This is a genomic window from Reyranella sp., from assembly GCF_965249915.1.
Lineage (GTDB): Bacteria > Pseudomonadota > Alphaproteobacteria > Reyranellales > Reyranellaceae > Reyranella.
In genome coordinates, this window is sequence record NZ_OZ252257.1 from 3386841 (window position 1) to 3406874 (window position 20034).

General features: G+C 67.4%; 21 protein-coding genes. 7 read left to right on the forward strand and 14 right to left on the reverse strand.

The window, feature by feature from the left end:
- Positions 1-16 precede the first annotated feature (16 nt).
- Entirely contained in the window at positions 17-1258 is a 1242-nt protein-coding gene (locus tag ACP15H_RS16835; protein WP_425067333.1) for a Zn-dependent hydrolase, read from the forward strand.
- Positions 1259-1358: 100 nt separating this feature from the next.
- Complete coding sequence (locus ACP15H_RS16840) at positions 1359-2513, forward strand: M20 family metallopeptidase (RefSeq protein ID WP_425067334.1); 1155 nt, start codon at positions 1359-1361, stop codon at positions 2511-2513.
- Here the strand turns inward: ACP15H_RS16840 and ACP15H_RS16845 are convergent.
- Positions 2510-3034, reverse strand: coding sequence for a hypothetical protein (locus ACP15H_RS16845; protein WP_425067335.1), 525 nt, complete (start codon positions 3032-3034; stop codon positions 2510-2512). The two genes, ACP15H_RS16840 and ACP15H_RS16845, sit on opposite strands and share 4 nt — an antisense overlap.
- A complete protein-coding gene (locus ACP15H_RS16850; RefSeq protein ID WP_425067336.1) occupies positions 3034-3567 on the reverse strand; it encodes a hypothetical protein in 534 nt (177 codons plus the stop codon). The genes ACP15H_RS16845 and ACP15H_RS16850 overlap by 1 nt, the downstream gene beginning before the upstream one ends.
- 138 nt (positions 3568-3705) lie before the next feature.
- Between ACP15H_RS16850 and ACP15H_RS16855 the strand changes: the two genes are divergently transcribed.
- On the forward strand, positions 3706-4452 hold the full coding sequence (locus tag ACP15H_RS16855; RefSeq protein ID WP_425067337.1) for an alpha/beta fold hydrolase: 747 nt from the start codon (positions 3706-3708) through the stop codon (positions 4450-4452).
- Between the two features lie 12 nt (positions 4453-4464).
- Here the strand turns inward: ACP15H_RS16855 and ACP15H_RS16860 are convergent, their stop codons facing one another.
- From ACP15H_RS16860 to ACP15H_RS16870, 3 genes are all read right to left on the reverse strand, one after another.
- On the reverse strand, positions 4465-4722 hold the full coding sequence (locus ACP15H_RS16860; protein ID WP_422034310.1) for a DUF2798 domain-containing protein: 258 nt from the start codon (positions 4720-4722) through the stop codon (positions 4465-4467).
- A gap of 309 nt (positions 4723-5031) precedes the next feature.
- Positions 5032-6243 (reverse strand): acyltransferase family protein, encoded by a 1212-nt coding sequence (locus ACP15H_RS16865; RefSeq protein WP_425067338.1) that lies wholly within the window; start codon positions 6241-6243, stop codon positions 5032-5034.
- A 124-nt stretch (positions 6244-6367) separates the two neighbouring features.
- Complete coding sequence (locus tag ACP15H_RS16870; RefSeq protein ID WP_425067339.1) at positions 6368-8041, reverse strand: AMP-binding protein; 1674 nt, start codon at positions 8039-8041, stop codon at positions 6368-6370.
- Positions 8042-8077: 36 nt separating this feature from the next.
- Between ACP15H_RS16870 and ACP15H_RS16875 the strand changes: the two genes are divergently transcribed.
- The gene (locus ACP15H_RS16875) at positions 8078-8986 is read left to right on the forward strand and encodes a PhzF family phenazine biosynthesis protein (protein ID WP_425067340.1); all 909 of its coding nucleotides are present in this window, start codon (positions 8078-8080) and stop codon (positions 8984-8986) included.
- A 116-nt stretch (positions 8987-9102) separates the two neighbouring features.
- On the opposite strand, the gene ACP15H_RS16880 is transcribed toward ACP15H_RS16875, so the two are convergent.
- Positions 9103-9576: an Lrp/AsnC family transcriptional regulator gene (locus tag ACP15H_RS16880; protein ID WP_425067341.1), complete on the reverse strand. Its 474-nt coding sequence runs from the start codon at positions 9574-9576 to the stop codon at positions 9103-9105.
- Positions 9577-9676: 100 nt separating this feature from the next.
- Here ACP15H_RS16880 and ACP15H_RS16885 point away from each other — a divergent pair, with 100 nt between their 5' ends.
- Genes ACP15H_RS16885 through ACP15H_RS16895 form a run of 3 tightly spaced genes read left to right on the forward strand, consistent with a single transcriptional unit; the run spans position 9677 to position 14325 of the window.
- Positions 9677-12016 carry a transketolase gene (locus ACP15H_RS16885; RefSeq protein WP_425067342.1) on the forward strand — a complete coding sequence of 780 codons (2340 nt, stop codon included), beginning with the start codon at positions 9677-9679 and terminating at the stop codon, positions 12014-12016.
- Between the two features lie 9 nt (positions 12017-12025).
- A complete protein-coding gene (gene mtnA / locus ACP15H_RS16890) occupies positions 12026-13144 on the forward strand; it encodes an S-methyl-5-thioribose-1-phosphate isomerase (RefSeq protein ID WP_425067343.1) in 1119 nt (372 codons plus the stop codon).
- Positions 13141-14325, forward strand: coding sequence for an MFS transporter (locus ACP15H_RS16895; protein WP_425067344.1), 1185 nt, complete (start codon positions 13141-13143; stop codon positions 14323-14325). Before mtnA ends, ACP15H_RS16895 begins: the two co-directional genes overlap by 4 nt.
- A 6-nt stretch (positions 14326-14331) precedes the next feature.
- Here ACP15H_RS16895 and ACP15H_RS16900 read toward each other — a convergent pair whose 3' ends face one another.
- From ACP15H_RS16900 to ACP15H_RS16935, 8 genes are all read right to left on the reverse strand, one after another.
- Entirely contained in the window at positions 14332-14733 is a 402-nt protein-coding gene (locus ACP15H_RS16900; protein WP_425067345.1) for a Fur family transcriptional regulator, read from the reverse strand.
- Positions 14734-14737: 4 nt separating this feature from the next.
- Positions 14738-15484: an energy transducer TonB gene (locus ACP15H_RS16905; protein ID WP_425067346.1), complete on the reverse strand. Its 747-nt coding sequence runs from the start codon at positions 15482-15484 to the stop codon at positions 14738-14740.
- The gene (exbD, locus tag ACP15H_RS16910; protein WP_425067347.1) at positions 15481-15894 is read right to left on the reverse strand and encodes a TonB system transport protein ExbD; all 414 of its coding nucleotides are present in this window, start codon (positions 15892-15894) and stop codon (positions 15481-15483) included. Before exbD ends, ACP15H_RS16905 begins: the two co-directional genes overlap by 4 nt.
- A gap of 3 nt (positions 15895-15897) precedes the next feature.
- Complete coding sequence (gene exbB / locus ACP15H_RS16915) at positions 15898-16755, reverse strand: tonB-system energizer ExbB (protein ID WP_425067348.1); 858 nt, start codon at positions 16753-16755, stop codon at positions 15898-15900.
- Entirely contained in the window at positions 16755-17075 is a 321-nt protein-coding gene (locus tag ACP15H_RS16920) for a DUF3325 domain-containing protein (protein WP_425067349.1), read from the reverse strand. Before ACP15H_RS16920 ends, exbB begins: the two co-directional genes overlap by 1 nt.
- Before the next feature lies 1 nt (position 17076).
- Entirely contained in the window at positions 17077-17367 is a 291-nt protein-coding gene (locus ACP15H_RS16925) for a hypothetical protein (protein WP_425067350.1), read from the reverse strand.
- Positions 17368-17515: 148 nt separating this feature from the next.
- Complete coding sequence (locus ACP15H_RS16930; RefSeq protein WP_425067351.1) at positions 17516-18934, reverse strand: amidase family protein; 1419 nt, start codon at positions 18932-18934, stop codon at positions 17516-17518.
- 24 nt (positions 18935-18958) lie between these two features.
- Entirely contained in the window at positions 18959-20026 is a 1068-nt protein-coding gene (locus ACP15H_RS16935; RefSeq protein ID WP_425067352.1) for an ABC transporter ATP-binding protein, read from the reverse strand.
- Positions 20027-20034: the final 8 nt, after the last annotated feature.

The window sequence follows — 20034 nt, forward strand, 5'->3', positions numbered from 1 at the left end:
AGCTTGGGGAGGCCAAATGGGCGCAGCCGACGCGATCCGGGAAGACCGTCTGTGGCAACGCCACGCCGACATGGCGAAGCTGGGCGGCACGCCCAAGGGCGGCGTGAACCGGCAGGCGCTGTCGGCCGAGGACGCCGCGGCCCGCAACCTGCTGGGGTCCTGGGCAAAGGCGCGCGGCTTCGCGGTTTCGACCGACGCGATCGGCAATCTCTTCGTGCGCCGCGAAGGCTCCGACCCGAAGGCGCGGCCGGTGATGAGCGGCTCGCACATGGACAGCCAGCCGACCGGCGGCCGGTTCGACGGCATGTACGGCGTGCTCGCGGCCTTCGAGGCGCTGGAAGCGCTGGAGGATGCCGGCGTGACGACGCGCCGCCCCGTCGTCGCCGTCGCCTGGACCAACGAGGAGGGCTCGCGCTTCCAGCCCGGCGCCATGGGCTCGGCGGTGTTCGCCGGCCACTACGACCTCGCCGAGATGCTGCAGGCGAAGGACTGGAAGGGCGTCGTCCTGAAGGACGCGCTCGCCGAGACCCTGAACACGGCCCCCGCGCCGATGCTGGGCGGCAAGCCCGGCTTCGCGCTCGACGGATACGTGGAAGCCCATATCGAGCAGGGCCCGCGACTGGAAAACGAACGCAAGACGATCGGCGTCGTGACCGCGATCCAGGGCAGCCGCCGCTACATCGTCACCACGCACGGCGAGGAGGCGCATGCCGGCACCACACCGCGCGCCGCCCGCAAGGATGCCTTCGCCACGGCGCTGCGCATCGCGCAGGCGATGTACGAGGCCACGACCGACACGGACGACACGCTGCGCTTCACCATCGGCCGCGTCGAGGTGGCGCCGGGATCGCCCAACACCGTGCCGGGCCAGACGGTCTTCACCATCGACATGCGCCATCCCGACGATGCGGTCCTGGAGGCGCACGAGAAGAAGCTGAAGGAGATCGTCGCGGCGAAGGCCGCGCCCTGCACCGCCGCCATCGAGCGCGTGACCGCGGTGCCGCCGACCAACTTCGATCCGATGGTGGTCGACCTGGTGCGCGCCAAGACCAACGAACTGAAACTCTCCAACATGGACATGCCCTCGGGCGCCGGCCACGACGCCATGCACATCGCCCATCTCTGCCCCGCCGGCATGATCTTCGTTCCCTGCGAGCGCGGCATCAGCCACAACGAAATCGAGAACGCCACCCCGCAGGACCTCGCCGCCGGCGCCCGTGTCCTGGTCGAGGTGCTGGCCGAGCTGGCGAACCGTTGATCTGTGTCATCCCGAGCACAGCGAGGGATCCTTGTTGATCGATAAGGATCCCTCGCTGCGCTCGGGATGACGGGATTGTTTGAATAAGGAATTCGAATTCATGTCGAAGAAGATGCAGTCCGAACTCGTCTCGATCCTGTCCGACCTGATCGCGCTGCCGAGCCCCTACCCGCCCGGCACTTCGGTCGAGATCTGCGCCTATACGGCCAAGCGCCTCAAGAAGGCGGGCTACAAGGTCGAGATCGCGACGCACAAGAAGGGCGTCGACAATGTCGTGGCGCGGATGAAGGGCAAGGCGAAAGGCCCCGTCATCGCCTTCAACGCCCATGTCGACACGGTGGGCGTCGGCGAACGCGCCAACTGGAAGAGCGATCCCTACAAGGCGCTGGTCAAGGGCGGTCTGGTCTACGGTCTGGGCGCCGGCAACTGCAAGGGCAGCATGGCCGTGCAGATCTGGATCGCCGAGGAGATCGCGCGCCGCGGCGGCCCGGCTGCCGGCGAGCTGATCTTCACCTTCGTGGCCGACGAGGAGAATCTCGGGCCCGAAGGCATGGAGTACCTGCGCAAGAGCGGCAAGGTCCGGCCGGACGCCCTGATCCTGGGCGCGCAGACCGAGAACAACCTGATCGTGGCCGAGCGCGGCGTGATGTGGGCGCGCCTCACCACCAAGGGCCGCGCGGCGCATGCCGGCAATCCGGCGGCCGGCGACAACGCCATCCTGCGCATGATGCGCCTCGTGGGCGCGCTCAGCTCCTATTACGACAAGGCGCTGGCGGATCGCGTCTCGGGCGCGATGAAGTCGACGGTGAACATCGGCATGTTCCATGGCGGGCACAACACCAACGTCGTGCCCTCGGCCTGCACCGTCGAGATCGACCGTCGCCTGCTGCCCAACGAGAAGGTGAAGGACGCGTTCAAGGAGCTGAAGAAGGTGGTCGACAGCGTCGGCGAGCCGAAGTCGATGTATGGCGTCGAGTTCCTGACCGGCACCAACGGCTTCTTCGCGCCCGAGAACGGCGCGGCCGTCGGCGCCTTCGAGGCGGCGGTGAAGGCCCACAGCCGCCGCAAGGTGAAGTTCCTCAACGCCACCGGCGTGAGCGACGGCCGCTACTATGCCGACGACGGCATCGAGATCATCAACTTCGGCCCCGGCTCCGGCGCACAGGGCCATGCCGCCAACGAGAGCGTGCCGATCGCCGAGATGGTCGACGCCGCCCACATCCAGCTTGACGTGGTGAAGCGGCTGCTGGGCTAGAGGTAGCCCCCCTTCCGAAACATCTCGACGAGCTGCGGCACGAGTTCCGGCACGGTCCGGGACCGTGCGTGATGGTGGAACTTGGCCACCGGCGTCCGGCTACTGCCGCGATAGAGCGCGCCCATCACGATGATCGATGCTGCCGTGACGGTGCCGCTTCCCACCGACGTCGCATCGGCGATGTCGATCTCCAGCCGGTAGGTCGGATCGAAGCTGGCGATTGCCGCCTTCTGGTCGTCGCTGCGCGAGAGGGACAGGCGGATGGAGCGGCCCGTCTCCACCGACACACCATAGGGGGCGAGCACCGAGGCGAGCTGTCGCGCGAAGATTGGCCAGTCGACAGCCTTGTCATCGGGCGGGAGCCAGAGCAGCAGGCGCTGCATCTTCACGGGCGGGGGCGCCGCCGCGACGGGCTCGAGCACGAAAGAAGGCTCGGCACAGGCCGCCAGAACGGCACCCGTGACGGCGATGCCCGCACCCAGCAGGAGCCGCCGCCTCGACACGGATGTTTGCGGTTCCATCAGATGAATCCGTCTTCCCTCAGTTTCGCGGTCAGGCTGTCGACATAGCGATCGGCCGCAGCCGGACGCGCCGAGGCCGTGTGGCTCGCCCTCCAGAAATCCGGCAGTTCGGTCGTCGCGCGCCAGACTATCTTGCGCGCGGCGGCGTCATAGAGGTTCGCGGCGATTTCGTAATCTTCGACGAAACTTCCGCGGATCTTGCCGCGCCCCTGAGACAAAGTGAGCACCTGGTTGGCTCGGAAGCTCGCGTTGGAGGCGACCGCCTGCTCGGCATCGACGACCTCGACCGGGATTCCAAGAGGTGGCCACTTGTCCTCGAAGGCTCTCCTCAGTTCGGGGATCTGGAGAAGCGATGCGTTCTGAGCGGCTGTCAGCTGCTGCGCACCAACCGATACCGCAATGACGACTCTTCCGAGCTTTCGCTGTGAACCAGCGGCCACGTTCGACTGCGTGACGGCCTTCTGCTCGGGAGTGCATCCCGCAACTGTCACACCGAGCACCAGCAGCGCCTCACGACGTCCCAGACTCTTCATCCGTTGCTCTCTCCCTCGCGTGCGTCACCGTAGCAGTCACGGGAAGGACTGCACTACCGCCGATTGTGCATTGGCGACAATACCTCGCCTTTGCACCCTGATGCGCCGCGTGGCACGCTCCCGACAGGGAGAAACACCATGCCGTTCTACGAAAAAGGCGACGTCCGCATTCACTATGAAGAGGCGGGCTCGGGCCTGCCGCTGCTGATCATTCCGGGTGGCGGGCTGAACTCGACGATCGGCGGGCTCGACAGGACGCATCCGTTCAGCGCGATGAAGGAATTCAGCGACTGCTTCCGCTGCATCGTGGCCGACCTGCGCAACGCCAATGGCGGCCAGTCGACCGGTCCGCTCGACATCGAGCGCACCTGGGACGCCTTCACCGACGACCATGTCGGCCTGATGGACCATCTCGGGGCCGACCGGTTCATGGTGTTGGGCTACTGCATCGGGCAGCCGATGATCTGGAACCTGATCAAGCGGGTCGGCGACCGCGTGATCGCCGCCGTGCTGACGCAGCCCTCGGGCTTCCGGCCCGAGCTGCCGAACCAGTTCTACGACAACAACATGAAGGGCTGGGGTCCGGACTTCGTGGCCAGGCGCCCCGACGTCACGATGGACCAGGTGAGCCAGTTCCTCACCAACATGTACACGAAGAAGTCCGACTTCGTGTTCACCGTGCCGCGCGAGTTCGTGAAGGCCTGCAGGACGCCGATCCTGGTCGCGCCGGACGACAGCCCGCCGCATCCCTACAAGGTCGCGATGGAAGTGGCGATGCTGGCGCCCAATTCGCAGGTCACGCTCTATCCGTGGAAGGACACGCCCGAGCGCGTCCCCCTCGCGGTGCGCCACATCAGGATGTTCCTGGAGGCGCACCGACCCTGAGGAAGCCGTTCGTCAGCCTGGCCGGGTCTCGACGATCAGGCCGACGATCCGCCGCACGACCGGCATGACGGCAAGAAGAACGGGAAACGCGACCAGCCAGGACAGGCCCCAGGCGCTCATCCAGGTCGCGACGAAGCCGGGCGACAGGCCGGCACTGCGGGCCGTCGAAATGCCCGACACGACGAAGGTCATGATGAGCGACAGGACGAGGGGCAGAACGATCGCAGCGTAACGCGCCGGCAGACGGCGCAATCCGAGATATGAAAACAAGATTTATGTCTCACGCAGGGTCGCGGCCAGGACGTTGAAGGCCACGACGATTGACTGCGTTGCCTCACGTGAGACGCTTACGATCTTCCTTCGAAGACGGGTCTTTCTACCGCGATTGCGAATCCTTCGCAACACGAAAATCGCCGATTTGCCTGCAAAATCTACAGCGTCCTGACCAGCAAACGAAATAACCGAAATAAACGAAACAATCGAAGCTGGAGTCGCACCCCCCAAATCAGGTACCATGGTACCGCCTACGGATCGATCTTGCGCCCCCGCTCCTGCCGAAAATCCTGCTTCAACGGCCGGCTAGACGGCGCGCGCCACGCCCGGCAGTCGGCGAAGCAGGCTCGAGGCGGCCCAGCTCAAGGTGAAGCCCAGCGTCACGGCGAGCGCTCCCTTGGCCAGCGGGGAAAGCGGCGTCGATACAAGGAACAGTTGCAGCCACAGCACGATCGGCCAGTGAACGAGATAAATGCCGTAGGCATTGGCACTGAGGCTGTTTCCCACGGCGCCCGACTCACGCGAGAACCGGACGGCGAGCGCCAGGAGAGCAAACGCCGTGATCGTCGAGAACAGCACCAGCATCACGCCATCGACCCACGCGGGAACCTGCCGTCCGTCGAGCGCGAAGAAGGCGGCCGTCGCGATCGTGGCCAACACAGGCCACCTCACCCACTGCCGCTCGAAGGCGCGCGCCAGCCGCTCCGGGCCGACGAAAGCGCCCGCCGCAAACGACAGGAAGTAGAGGCCGATGCGGCTCGACTGGATGCCGAACGGACCGGCGGTCAGCCAGTGCGACGTGCCGAAGGCGAGATGGAACGGCAGGTAGGCCGCCGCACAGGCGACGATGAAGAACATCAGCCACGCGCCCGCCGGCATGCGGTCGAGGAACTGGCCGGTACGGCGCGCAAAGGCCCACACGCGATCCTGCGCGAGCATCATCGCCAGCGCGGCGTCGAACACCAACAGGGCGCCCACGAACCAGAGCGGCCCGCTGGGCCACGGTCCGACCGTCACCATGTGTTTCCAGAAGGTCGCGAAGCTGTCGCCGCCACCGCTCAACAGGTGCGCGGCGTAGTAGGAGAGCGGCACGATCGTCACGACACCGACCAGCAAGGGCGCCCCCAACCGCACGGCACGATCGAGCAGATACTGGCGCAGCCCCTTGCGCGCCAGCGACGGACGCACGAACAGGCCCGACAGCAGGAACATCAACGGCATGAAGAAGCCGTTGGTCCAGGTGACGATGACGTTGAAGCCGGACCATTGCGCCATGTCCACGACCGGCGCGCTGCCATTGGTGTAGGAGCCGCCCGACACCGCCTGACCGCCGGCCATGTAGCCCAGCGCGACATGCTGCAGGACGACGAGCGCGATTACGAAGACACGAAGATGATCGAAAGCGGGAAAGCGACTCGCGGGCTGCGCGATGCGAACCAGCGGCGCCTTTCGAGCGGAACGATATCTGTTGTGCGAGTGGCCGAACGGATCGGCGGAAACGACAGCGACGGACTTCACGAGCAACACGCCCCGGTGGATGTCGGACCCGCCGACAACGACGGACCACCGGACGCGTTGCGCCTTCCCTCAAAGGGTCACAAGAATGCCTGCAATCGATTCACAGTCGGTGAATTCGGAAGCCTCAAGCCGTCTTCTGCGCCGTGAGCCCGAGCTTCTCGATCGTCTGTTCGCGCATCACGAACTTCTGGATCTTGCCGGTGATGGTCATGGGGAATTCCGGCACGAACTCGATGTAGCGCGGGATCTTGTAGTGGGCGATCTGGCCCTGACAGAAGGTGCGGATCTCCTCGTCGGTCGCGGTCTGGCCGGCATGGAGCTTGATCCAGGCGCAGACTGCCTCGCCATAGCGCGGATCGGGCACGCCGATCACCTGCACGTCCTGCACCTTCGGGTGGCGGTACAGAAATTCCTCGATCTCGCGCGGATAGACGTTCTCGCCGCCGCGGATGATCATGTCCTTGAGGCGGCCGACGATGTTGACGTAGCCCTGCTCGTCCATCGTCGCGAGGTCGCCGGTGCGCATCCAGCCGGCTTCGTCGACGGCCTCCTTCGTCTTGGCCTCGTCATTCCAGTAGCCCTTCATTACCGAGTAGCCCCGGGTGCAGAACTCGCCGGTCTCGCCGCGCGGCACCACCCGCCCCTCGGTGTCGACGATCTTGATCTCGATGTGCGGCAGGACCTGGCCCACCGTCGAGACTCGGCGCTCGACCGGATCGTCGGTGGCGCATTGCGTCGACACCGGCGAGGTCTCGGTCATGCCATAGGCGATGGTGACCTCGCCCATGTGCATGTGGCTCTGCACCTTCTTCATCACCTCGATGGGACAGGGCGAGCCGGCCATGATGCCGGTGCGGAGGCTCTTGAGATCGAACTTCGCGAAGTCGGGATGGTCGAGTTGGGCGATGAACATAGTGGGCACGCCGTAGAGCGCCGTGCAGCGCTCCTCGGCCACGGCCAGCAGGGTCGCCAGCGGATCGAAGGCCTCGGACGGATAGACCATCGTCGAGCCGTGGGTCAGGCAGCCCAGGTTGCCCATCACCATGCCGAAGCAGTGATAGAGCGGCACGGGAATGCAGAGCCGGTCCTCTGGCGTGAGCTTCAGCCCTTCGCCCACGAAGTAGCCGTTGTTCAGGATATTGTGGTGGCTGAGCGTGGCGCCCTTGGGAAAGCCCGTGGTGCCCGAGGTGAACTGGATGTTGATAGGATCGTCGAACTGCAGCTTGGGCGCCAGTTCGGCGATGCGGGCCTTCTCGGCGTTGCCGCCGGCGGTCGCCACATCGTCGAAGTTCAGCATGCCCGGCGTCTTTTCAGGTCCGAGCCGGATCACGTGCTTGAGGTGCGGCAGCTTCTTCGCCTTCACGAGATCGTCGACGATCTCGAGATAGTTCGAGGTCTTGAGCGCAGGCGCCAGGATCAGCGCTTTGCACTCGACCTTGTTCATCGCGTATTCGAGCTCGGCGCGGCGGTACGCCGGATTGACGTTGACCAGCACGAGGCCCGCCTTGGCGGTCGCGAACTGCGCCAGCGTCCATTCCGACGTGTTGGGCGACCAGATGCCGACCCGGTCGCCTCGTTCCAGCCCGAGCGTCAGAAGGCCGGCGGCGAGATCGTCGACCCGGCGGCCGAGTTCGCCCCAGCTCCAGCGCACGTTCTGGTGGCGGACCACCAGCGCCTCGCGGTCGCGATGGGTTTCGACGGTGCGGTCGAAGAAGACGCCGATCGTCTCGCCGATCAGCTTCTTGTCCGAGACGCCGTGATCGTAGGAGATTTTGGGAGCGGCCTGAGCTTTGGTCATGCGTCGAGATTAGCGCGCCATGCCAGATTTGGAATCATGAAACTCCATTTCGTCACCGTCGACGTCTTCACCGACCGCCAGTTCGGGGGCAACCCGCTGGCCGTGATCACCGATGCACAGGGTCTGTCGAGCGAACGGATGCAGGCCATCGCGGCCGAGTTCAACCTCGCCGAAACGACCTTCGTGCTGCCGCCGAAGAACCCGGCCCATACCGCCGAGGTGCGCATCTTCACGCCCAAGGCCGAGATGCCCTTCGCCGGCCATCCCAATGTCGGCACGGCCTTCGTCCTGGCCCGCGCCGGCACCAGCTACGGCCGGCCGGTGAGCGGTGACCGGCTGGTCTTCGAGGAGAAAGCGGGCCTCGTGCCGATGGACATCGTGCGCGAGGCCGGTGCGGTCGTGGCCACCCGCCTCGCCGCCCCGGTGCCGCTCAGCTTCGGCGAGGAGATCGACCCGGCGCTGGTGGCGGCCGCCTGCTCGCTGAAGCCCGGCGAGCTGAAGCTCGACGTCCACCCGCCACGCGTTGCTTCGTGCGGCGCGCCGTTATTGTTCGTCGAACTCAAGTCGCGCGAGGTGCTGAAGCGCGCTGCACCGCGTGCAGAAATCTTCGCCCGCGAGCTGCCGCGCGACCGCATCGTCGGCATCCATCTCTACGTGCAGGAGAAGGACGGCGACATCGACGTCCACACCCGCATGTTCGCTCCCGAGCACGGCATCCCTGAGGATCCCGCGACCGGCGCCGCCAACGTCGCCCTGATCGGCGTGCTGGCGCATCACCGCCGCGAGGCCGACATCACCTTGGCGAAGACGATCGGCCAGGGCTTCGACATGGGCCGCCCCAGCGTGCTGCAGGCGTGTGCGGAGAAGAAGGACGGCAAGGTGGTCGCCACCTATATCGGCGGCCGCTGCAAGCCGATGATGAGCGGCGTGATCGAGCTGGAGTAGCAGCGCCACCCTGTCGTCCTGAGCGCAGCGAAGGACCTAGCCGAACGACCAGTGAACTCCGTAGCTTGCGTGAGATCCTTCGCTGCGCTCAGGATGACAAGATGGATGATCGCGACCTACCGTCCCGACACCGCCAACGGCAACGCTGCGCCCTGCTTCACCGGGCGCAGCGCAAACGAGCTTCTGATCTGGGCGATGCCCTGGATCTTGGTGAAGTCCATCACGAAGCGCTCATAGGCTTCGAGGTCCGGCACCACGACCCTCAGCAGGTAGTCGCTGTCGCCGGTCATCAGGTAGCACTCCATCACCTCGGGGCGCTCCGCCGCAGCGCGCTCGAAATCCTTCAACGCCTTCTCATTCTGGGTCGAGAGCGACACGCTCACGAAGACGTTCACCGACAGGCCGACCGACTTGGCGTCGACCTGGGCGGCATAGCCCTTGATGACGCCCGCCTCCTCCAGCGCCTTGACCCGGCGCCAGCACGGCGAGGAGGAGAGGCCAACCTGCTCGGCGAGGTCGGCATTGCTGAGCCGGCCATCGTGCTGCAGCCGTTCGAGAATGCGCCGGTCGATCGCGTCCAGGGAGATCATTGCTGAAATCGCCATAATCCAGGGAAATCCCGCCCTATACAGCCCGTTTGGCGACCCGAACGCAAGGACCTACCAGCGGAGCAGGCGTATGCCGGTATCCATGACCACCCTCGCCCCCATCCAGCGTCTTCGCCTCCTCCGTGAACTGGAACGCAAGGTGCTGTGGCTCAGCGCCTGGACGATCCATCACGCCAACCACATCCGGCCCAACCGCGACGGGCTCAAGGTCGGCGGCCACCAGGCCTCCTGCGCCTCGCTGGCGACGGTCATGGCAGCGCTCTATTTCTCGGTGCTGCGGCCCGAGGATCGCGTTGCGGTGAAGCCGCACGCCTCGCCGGTCTTCCACGCGATCCAATATCTGTTCGGCCACCAGACCCGCGAGAAGCTCGAGCGCTTCCGCGCGCTGGGCGGCGCGCAGTCCTATCCGTCGCGCACCAAGGACGTGGACGATGTCGACTTCTCGACCGGCTCGGTCGGGCTCGGCGTGGCCATGACGCTGTTCTCGTCGATCGTGCAGGACTATGTGCGCCTGAAAAATCTCGGCGACGGTAAGCGCCCCACCGGCCGCATGGTGGCGCTGGTCGGCGACGCCGAACTCGACGAGGGCAACATCTTCGAGGCGCTGCTCGAAGGCTGGAAGCACGACGTCCGGAACCTGTGGTGGGTGATCGACTACAACCGCCAGAGCCTCGACGGCGTGGTGAACGACCGGCTGTTCGGCCGGGTCGCCGAGATGTTCGAGCTGGTCGGCTGGCGGGTCGTCACGCTGAAGTACGGCAAGCTGCTGGAGACCGCCTTCACGCAGCCTGACGGCGCGCATCTGCGCGACTGGATCGACGCCTGCCCCAACTCGCTCTACTCGGCGCTGGTGTTCAAGGGCGGCGCCGGCTGGCGCGAGGCGCTGACGCGCGACCTCAACCAGTATCCCGGCGTGCGACGCATCCTGGAGCAGCACGACGACGCGGCGCTGCACAGGCTGATGACCAACCTGGCCGGCAACGACATGCAGGCCGTGGTCGATGCCTTCGAGGGCGTGAACGACGACACGCCGACCTGCTTCATCGCCTACACGATCAAGGGCCAGGGCCTGCCCTTCGCCGGCCACAAGGACAATCATTCCGGCCTGATGACGCTCGACCAGATGGCGAGCTTCAAGAAGGGCATGGGCATCGCGGACGGCCAGGAGTGGGAGAAGTTCGCGGGCCTCACCGCGTCGCCGACCGACCTGCAGGCCTTCATCGAGGCGGCGCCGTTCAACGCCGAAGGCCGCCGCCGAACGGAGGCACCGGTCGTCGCCATCCCGGCGCAGCTCACCAAGCCCAGTGACAAGAAGTCGAGCACGCAGGAAGGTTTCGGCAAGATCCTGAACGCGATCGCGTCCGAAGACGGCGAACTGGCCCGCCACATCGTCACGACCTCGCCCGACGTCACGGTCTCGACCAATCTCGGCGCCTGGGTGAACCGGCGCGGCCTGTTCGGCCACACCGAAGCCGAGGACGTGTTCCGCGAGCTCAAGGTCGTGTCGGCCCAGCTCTGGCGGCAGACGCCCAAGGGCCAGCATGTCGAGCTGGGCATCGCCGAGAACAACCTGTTCATCCAGCTCGCAGCACTCGGCCTCAGCCACCAGCTGTTCGGCGCCCGGCTGCTGCCGATCGGCACGCTCTACGATCCCTTCATCGCGCGCGGCCTCGATGCGCTGAACTATGCCTGCTACCAGGATTCGCGCTTCATGCTGGTGGCGACGCCGTCGGGCGTAACGCTCGCACCGGAAGGCGGCGCGCATCAGAGCATCCATACGCCGCTGATCGGCATCGGCCAGCCCGGCCTCGTCTCCTACGAACCCGCTTACGTGGACGAGCTGGCGGTGCTGATGCGCCACGGCTTCGACTACATGCAGCAGGACGATGGCGGCTCGGTCTATCTGCGCCTCTCAACGCGCAGCCTGCCCCAGCCCGAGCGTACGCTGACTCCGCAGCAGCAGGCCGACATCGTGTCGGGCGGATACTGGTACGCCCCGCCCGACGAGGGCGCGGACGTGGCCATCGTCGCCATGGGCGCGGTGACGCCGGAAGCGATCGCCGCCCATGAGAGCGTGGCGCGCGACTTTGCCGGCGCGGGCCTGCTGGTCCTGACTTCACCCGACCGGCTGCACAGCGATTGGCTCGCCGCGCAGCGGAACCGCGGCCGCACGGCCGGCCTGGTCGACCGTTCGCCGAGCCCGATCGAGCGACTGCTCGCCCCCTTGTCGCGCGATGCACGCATCGTGACGGTCATGGACGGCCATCCGCTGGCGCTGTCGTGGCTGGGATCGGTGCGCGGCCAGCGGGTCGTGCCGCTCGGCATCGAGAAGTTCGGCCAGTCCGGCGACATTCCCGATCTCTATCGAACCTACGGGCTCGATGCGGCGGCGATAATCGACGCGGTGGCGCGCGCCGTCTAAACTGGCGGCGTGAAAGTAGACGGCACCCCTTACCGAACCATCTGGCTTGGCCCCGACGGCACGACCGTCCAGGCGATCGACCAGACCCTGCTGCCCCATCGTTTCGTCGTGCGCGACCTGTGCACGATGGAAGACGCGGAGGTGGCGATCCGCACCATGATCGTGCGCGGCGCGCCGCTGATCGGCGCCGCCGCGGCCTATGGCATGGCGCTCGCCATGGCGGCCGATCCCTCCGATGCCATGCTGGCCCGCGCCTACACGGTCCTGATGGAGTCGCGGCCGACCGCGGTGAACCTGCGCTGGGCGCTGGACGACCAGCGGGCACTGCTGGCGCCGCTGCCGCCCGCGAAGCGCCGCGAGGCGGCCTATCGGCGCGCCGCCGAGATCTGCGACGAGGATGCCGAGATCGGCCGCCGGATCGGCGAGAACGGGCTGGGCCTCATCCGCAAACTCAAACCGCGCGACAAGAGCGGACGCATCAACGCCCTCACCCATTGCAACGCGGGCTGGCTGGCCACCGTCGACTGGGGCACCGCGATGGCGCCGATCTATCAGGCGCACAATGCCGGCATTCCCATCCATGTCTGGGTCGACGAGACGCGGCCCCGGAATCAAGGCGCCAGCCTGACCGCCTGGGAACTGGGCAAGCACGGCGTGCCGCACACGGTGATCGCCGACAATGCCGGCGGCCACCTGATGCAGCATGGTGAGGTCGACTTCGTCATCACCGGCACCGACCGTACGACACGCGGCGGCGACGTCTGCAACAAGATCGGCACCTATCTCAAGGCGCTGGCCGCCCACGACAACGGCATTCCCTTCTATGTCGGCCTGCCGCACACGACCATCGACTGGACGCTGCTCGATGGCGTGCGCAACATCCCGATCGAGGAACGCAGCGCCCGCGAGCTGTCGCACATCACGGGACGCCTGGTGAAGGATGGAAACGAGACCGGCGAACTCGCCACCGTGCAAATCCTCCCTGAAGGCAGCAGCGCCGCGAATCCCGCCTTCGACGTGACGCCGGCGCGGCTGGTGACGGCGCTGATCACCGAACGCGGCGTGTGCGACGCCAGCGAAGCGGGGCTTCTGTCCCTCTATCCCGAACAACAGACCCGAGCGGCGTGAAGGTCAGCCAAGCGGCCAAGGCCACCGCCGGGCTTGGCCTCACCCAGATCGTAGGCTGGGGCACCACCTTCCTGATGCCCTCGGTGCTGGGCCGCCACATCGAGCGGGATCTCGGGCTGGCGAGCGAGATCGTCTATGGCGGCATCACCGTGATGTTCGGTGTCGGCGCCCTGTTCGCGCCCCGGGTCGGCCGCCTGCTCGACAGGACCGGCGCGCGCGCCGTCATGACCGTGGGCTCGATCGTCTATGCCCTGTCGCTCGCCGCGCTCTCCTTCTCGCAAGGGCTGGTGAGCTATCTGCTGTGCTGGGCCGCGATGGGCGTCGCCTCGACCCTGGCGCTGAACACGCCGTCGAGCATCGCGCTCGCCCAGATCGCGGGAGCCCGGGCGCGGCAGGCGATCGCCGTCCTGGCCATCATCGGCGGCTTTGCCTCGACCGTGTTCTGGCCGGTTTCGGAGGCGCTCGAACTCCTCGTCGGGTGGCGCGGCGTGCTGCTGATCTATGCCTCGATCCATCTCGCGATCTGCGCGCCGGTCCATCTGCTGGTGCTGCCCGGCCGCCCGCTGGTCGGCACGCAGGCTGCGGCAGCGATGACGGCGCCCGTGCCGCCCTCGGCGCACACCAAGCGGATATTCCTGCTGCTGTCGATCTCGCTGGCGTGCGGCGCCTTCATCTTCACCGGCTTCATCGTGCATGCCATCGGTGTGCTGCGCGGCCTGGGCCACGATCCCGCGACGGCGCTGCTGCTGGCCTCGCTGATCGGGCCGGCGCAGGTGGCGGTGCGGGTGTTCGAGCTGGGGTTCGGGCACCGCTACACGATCACCGCCTCGACGCTGTTCTCCAGTGCCGTCCTGCCGTTCGGCCTGGGGCTGGCTTTGCTCGCCGGCGGCAACTTCGCCGTCGCGCTGGTCTGCGTGATGGCCTACGGCATCGCCAACGGGCTCAAGGCGGTCCTGCGCGCCACCCTGCCGCTCGCTCTGTTCGGCCGCGCCCAGTTCGGCACCTATCTCGGCCGCCTTGCGCTGCCTCAAGGCATCGTGTCGGCCTCCGCGCCGCCCGTCCTGGCGGCAACGATGGCGAGTTACGGCGCCGACGGCGTACTCGTCCTGACCTTCATCGTCGCCATGATCGCCTTGATCACGACCATCATGCTGGTGCGGGTGAGCGGTCCGATCCGCTGAAGCGATTCAGATCTTTTCGCCGAACAGTTTCAGCCTGAACTCGACCAGCCGGAAGCCCATGCGACGCGCTTCCTCCTCGATCAGGCGCGCGAGGCTGTCATCGTCTTCGACCTCGACGATCTCGCCGGTGGCGACATCGATCAGGTGCGGATGCGGCGCCCCGCCCGTGCGCTCGTAACGCGCCTTGCCGTCGCGGAACACATGGCGCGTGACGAGCCCCGCCGAGGCGAGACTGTTCAGCGCACGATAGACCGTGGCGACGCCGATCCGGCGGCCGACCGAGGCACGGCGGTGGATCTCGAAGGTACAGGGATGGTCGGTCGCGGCCTCGAGCACTTCCAGCACGATGCGCCGCTGCTCGGTGAGTCGTAGCCCGCGCTCGCGGCAGAGCTCGTCCAGCCGGTCCATCCCCTCACCTCTTGAGGAAGAACTGCACGGGCACGACGATCTCCAGGCTCTCGCCCGGCTGGTCCTGCGGCAGCGGCGGCAATGGCTGGGCGCGTTGCAGCAGGTCGAGCCCCTCCTGGTCGAGCGCGGCGTGTCCCGAGGGCCGCTCGATGCGCGCGGCGAGGATGCGGCCGTCGCGGCTCATCGTGAACCGCACATAGGTCACGCCCTCGTGGCGCGATCGCTGCGATTCCGACGGGTAGCGCTTGTGCCGTTCGAGATGGCGCAGCAGCTGCCCCTTCCAGGTCGGCAGCGTGTTGGACGGCGGATCGACCGAGGCGCCCGGCGCCGGCGCGGCCGCGACCTGCGACTGCTCCGGTGCCGCCTGCGGCGCCGAGACCTTTGGCTGCGGCGGCTTCTTCTCGACTTTCTTCTTCTCCACCGGCTTGGGCGGCGGTGGCGGCTTGAGGTCGAGGGGCGGCGGCGGCTCGGGTTCCGGCAGGGTCACCTCCGCCAGCACCGGCGGCGGCATCTCCACCGGCGGCGGCTCCTCCGGCTCGGGGATCACCTCGCTCAGCTCCGGGCCCGGCGGCGCCTCGTTGGGGAGAGCCTCCGGCGCGGCCGGCAGCGGCGCCAGTTCCAGCATGATCGCCGCGGGCGGCGGCGAATACGGCACCTCTCCGTGCACCCAGCCCAGCGCAATCCGGATCGCTCCTGCGTGCAGGGCCAGCACGAAGGCGAAGCTCCCGATCCAGCGGGCCGCCTCCCTCATTGCTCCAGACCGACCAGCGCCACCTTCAGGTAGCCCGCCGTCCGCAGCACGTTCATCGCCTGCATCAGCTCGCCATAGGGCACTGCCTTGTCGGCCCGCAGGAAGATGCGCTCGTCCTTCTTGCCACCGGTCGCCTCGTCCAGCGCCTTCGCCAGCGCCTCGCGGCTCACCGGCGTGTCCTTCAGCGTGAACGACAGGTCCTCCTTCAGGGTGAGATAGAGCGGCGTGTCGGGCTTGGGTTGGCGCTCCGCCGTCGACACCGGCAGGTCCACCGGCACATCCACCGTCGCCAGCGGCGCGGCCACCATGAAGATGATCAGCAGCACCAGCATCACGTCGATGAACGGCGTGACGTTGATCTCGTGGTTCTCCGCCAGTTCGTCGTCGCCGTGGTCGAGCTTCACCGACATGGGCTACCTCCGTCCCAGGTCGCGCGAGACCAGCCGCAGCACCGCCGCCGAGGTGTCGCCGACCAGAGCGCGATAGGCGGTCACACGGCGCGAGAAGTGGTTGTAGATCACCACCGCGGGAATGGCCGCGGCCAGGCCCAGCGCCGTCGCCAGCAGCGCCTCGGCGATGCCGGGCGCCACCACCGCGAGGTTGGTCGTCTGCGAGCGCGAGATGCCGATGAAGGAGTTCATGATCCCCCACACCGTCCCGAACAGGCCCACGAACGGCGCCGTGGACCCAATCGTCGCCAGCACGCCCGTGCCCTTCAGCATGCGCCGACCCGTTCCCGCCTCGAGACGCTCCAGCCGAGAGGCCACGCGCTCCTTCAGTCCGTCGCGATCGTCGACCGTGTCGGCGCTGAGCCGCTGCTCGGCCTGCGCCGCCGCCACGAGGTCGCTGGCCGGCGCCTTGTCGAGCGAGGGCGCGGTGTCCAGCGCGGCCAGCAGGCGCCGTTGCCGCCGCACCGCCATCGCCAGCTCCAGGCTCTTGGCCACGAATACCGTCCAGGTCAGGACCGATGCGAGCACCAGGCCGATCATGACCCCCTGCACCACCCAGTCCGCCGCCACGAACATGCCCCAGACCGACAGGTCCTTCGGCAGCACCGCCTGGGCCGGGGCCGCAGCCGGCGGCGCGACAGCAGGCGATGGCTCCATCGCGGCCGGCGTCGCGGGTTCGGCGGGCGCGGGCGCGGCCCCGGCGGGAGGCGCCGCCGCGGGTCCCGCAACCGCGGGTGGGGCAGGCTCCGTCGGGACCGGCGCCTGCGCCAAGGCGAGCGTCGGGAACAGCAGAAGAAGGACCAGCAGACGACGAAGCAGCATTACGCGATACCCTGAAGAGTGCGAACGACAGGGCGCAGCCAGTTGGCGCGCCAGGTGAGAGTGCAGGTCACGGCTACCGCGCCGACGCTGAGCATGGTGGCCCAGACGAGCGATCCGAAACTCGGCCCGTCGCGCCAGAGTGCGAGCGCAAGCGAGGCCAGCAGGAGGACATAGCCCGCGATCCGCAGCGGCAGGACGAGCCGCCGCGGGCAGTCGCGCCCCCCGCCGGCGCGTTCCCAGTGGCGATCCTGGCTGAGAGCGAGCAGCGCGAAACCGCAATAGGAGGCGAGCGCCAGGGCGATCAGAAGAGCCGGCGCCATCTCAGCCGCCCACGGTCAGGCGCAGGAGGCCCCAGGCGCCACCCCACGAAGCCACGCCGGCAGCGGCCATGAGAAGACAAAGACGGGCCAGGCGCCGGTCGGCAAAGGCCCAGATCAGCAGCGCCAGATAGACGAGAAAGGCCAGCATCGAGGCCAGGACGACGGCTTCGCTGCGCACCATCAGCCCGGCCGCCGGAAGTGCGACCGCGGCCAGCGCGGCGAGGCCCGCCGCCACGGCATAGCCGCCTCCCACCGCCGCGACGAGGCGGACGAGGACGGACAGACCAGGCATGGACGGAATCACGCTGCAACTACCTCTCATTCATAAGACGAACGAGAGGGTGCGTTTTCTCCCCGGCCGGACCGCCGGGGGCGATTTATTTTCGTCCTAGCCTGCCCGCCGGGCGCTTATTCTCACGGCGCGGGCAATTTCTGTGAACTCAGGCTCCGGCGTAGACCGAAGGGGTGCGCTGCCGCCAGCCAAAGTGCTTCTCCCAGGCCGCGCAGAACTGCAGCACCTGCTCGTCGGCGAACCGCCGCCCGATCACCTGAAGTCCGACCGGCAGGCCCGACGGCGACCAGCCGCAGGGAACGGAAGCAGCAGGTTGGCCGGTGATGTTGAACGGATAGGAGAAAGGCGTCCAACGCGCCCAGGGCACCGGCTTGTCCATGTCCATGTCCGGCGGCCCGTCGGCCTCGGCCGCGAACGGCTCGATCGGCACCATCGGCATGACGAGCAGGTCAAAGGTCTCGAACGCCTCGGCCACCGAGCGATTGAAGGCCGCCCGCGCCTGCAGGGTCCGGAAGTGATCCTCCAGCCGGATCGACGCCGACCGCGCCACCATGCGCGCAAACCCCGGATCGATCCGCGCCACATCCTCGGGCTTCAGGCTGCCATAGAGCGCGCCGCGTGCCACCCAGAGCGCGTCGAAGATGTCGATGGGATCGGGCCAGTCGAGCGTCGTGTCGACGATCTCGACCGGCAGATGCGCCGCGATCTCGCCGAAGGCCGTGGCGATCACCCCCGCAACGCCCGGATCCACGGAGGCGCCGAACAGAGTCGGCGCCAACACGCAGCGCAGCTTCGGCAACGCGCCCAGCGTCTCGTGAAAGGAGAGGCCGGCCGTCGGCAGCGACTGCGGGTCGCGCGCGTCGGGCCCCTGCACGACGTCGAGCGCCAGCGCATAATCTTCGACGCTGTTGGTCATAGGACCGGCATGCGACAGGTGCTCGGTCGGACTGAGCGGATAGGTCGGCACGCGCGCGAGCGTCGGCTTCAGCGAGAAGATGCCGCAGAACGAGGCAGGCACCCTCATCGAGCCGCCACCGTCGGAGCCCAGGGTCAGCGGCACCGTGCCATCGGCCACGGCGACGGCCGAACCCGAGCTCGATCCGCCGGCGGTCCTGGAAACATCCCAGGGATTGCGTGTCACGCCGGAGAGCGGCGAGTTGGACGCTGCCTTCCAGCCCAGTTCGGGCGTCGTCGTCTTCCCGACCATGACCGCGCCCGAAGCGAGAAGGCGCTCGACCGACGGCGCAGTCTCGGTCGCCATCGAATCGACGTAGAGCTTCGATCCGCGCTGCGTCTTGTAGCCGTCCACCAGGAACAGATCCTTGATGCCGACCGGCACACCGTGAAAGGGACCGCGAAACGACTTGGCGCGCGCCTCCTTCTCCAGTGTCGCCGCCCGCGCCTTCGCATCTTCGGCAAAGACGGCGCTGTAGGCGTTCACGCGGGCCTCGGTCTCTTCGATCGCATTCAGCGACGATTGGACCAGTTCCACCGGCGAGACCTCGCCCTGCCGTACGAGACGCGCCATCTCGACCGCGCTCAAGGCTGCGTACTGACGCAGTTCCATCGTCTTCCTCCTGATCCCGCTTCCCTAGAGGCGCTGGCCCGACCTGGCGTCGAACACGTGCAGGTCCTTGCCGCGCATGTTCACGCCGTGTTGCGTGGCCTCGCCCAGTTCCATGTCGGGCGGCACCGCCACCACGAATCCGCCCCGTCCATCGTCGAGATGGACCAGTTTCACGCTACCCAGATCCTCGACCAGCTCGACCCGGCCTCCGAGGCTGCCGGCCTGCAGCGGCGAAAGGGTCAGGGCATCGGGCCTGACACCGACCACGACCTCCTGCCCCGGCGGACCGATCCGCTCGCCCTCGCCGGCGATCGACGCGCCGCCCGCGAGCACGATCGCGCGCCCGTCTGCGCCCACGGTGCCCTCGAAGAAGTTCATCGGCAGCGAGCCGATGAAGCCCGCCACGAACAGGGTCGCGGGCCGCGCATAGACCTCGCCCGGCGAGCCCACCTGCTCGACCCGGCCGGCATTCATCACGATCAGGCGGTTGGCGAGCGACATGGCCTCGACCTGGTCGTGCGTCACCAGGATCGAGGTGGCGTCGAGCCGCAGATGCAGGCGCTTCAACTCGGTGCGCATCTGATGGCGCAGCTTGGCGTCGAGGTTCGACAGAGGCTCGTCGAACAGGAAGACCTTGGGCTCGCGGATGATGGCGCGGCCCATGGCGACCCGCTGACGCTGGCCGCCACTCAACTGCGTGGGCTTGCGCCCGAGGAAGTCGCCGATGCCCAGGATGCTGGCGACGCCCGCAATCTTGTCGCGGATGGTCGCCTTGGGGGCATGCGCGATCCGGAGCGAATAGGACATGTTCTCCGCCACGCTCATGTGCGGATAGAGTGCGTAGTTCTGGAACACCATGGCGATGTCACGCTCGCGCGGCTCGAGCCGGTTCACCACCCGGCCGTCGATCGCGATCTCGCCGCCGCTGATTTCCTCGAGGCCGGCGATCATGCGCAGGAGCGTGGACTTCCCGCAGCCGCTCGGCCCCAGGATGACGGCGAACTCGCCATGCCGGATCTCGAGGTCGATGCCGTGCAGGACCCGGGACGTCCCGTAGGACTTCTCCACTTTGCGAATGTCGACGGTGGCCAAGGATTGCT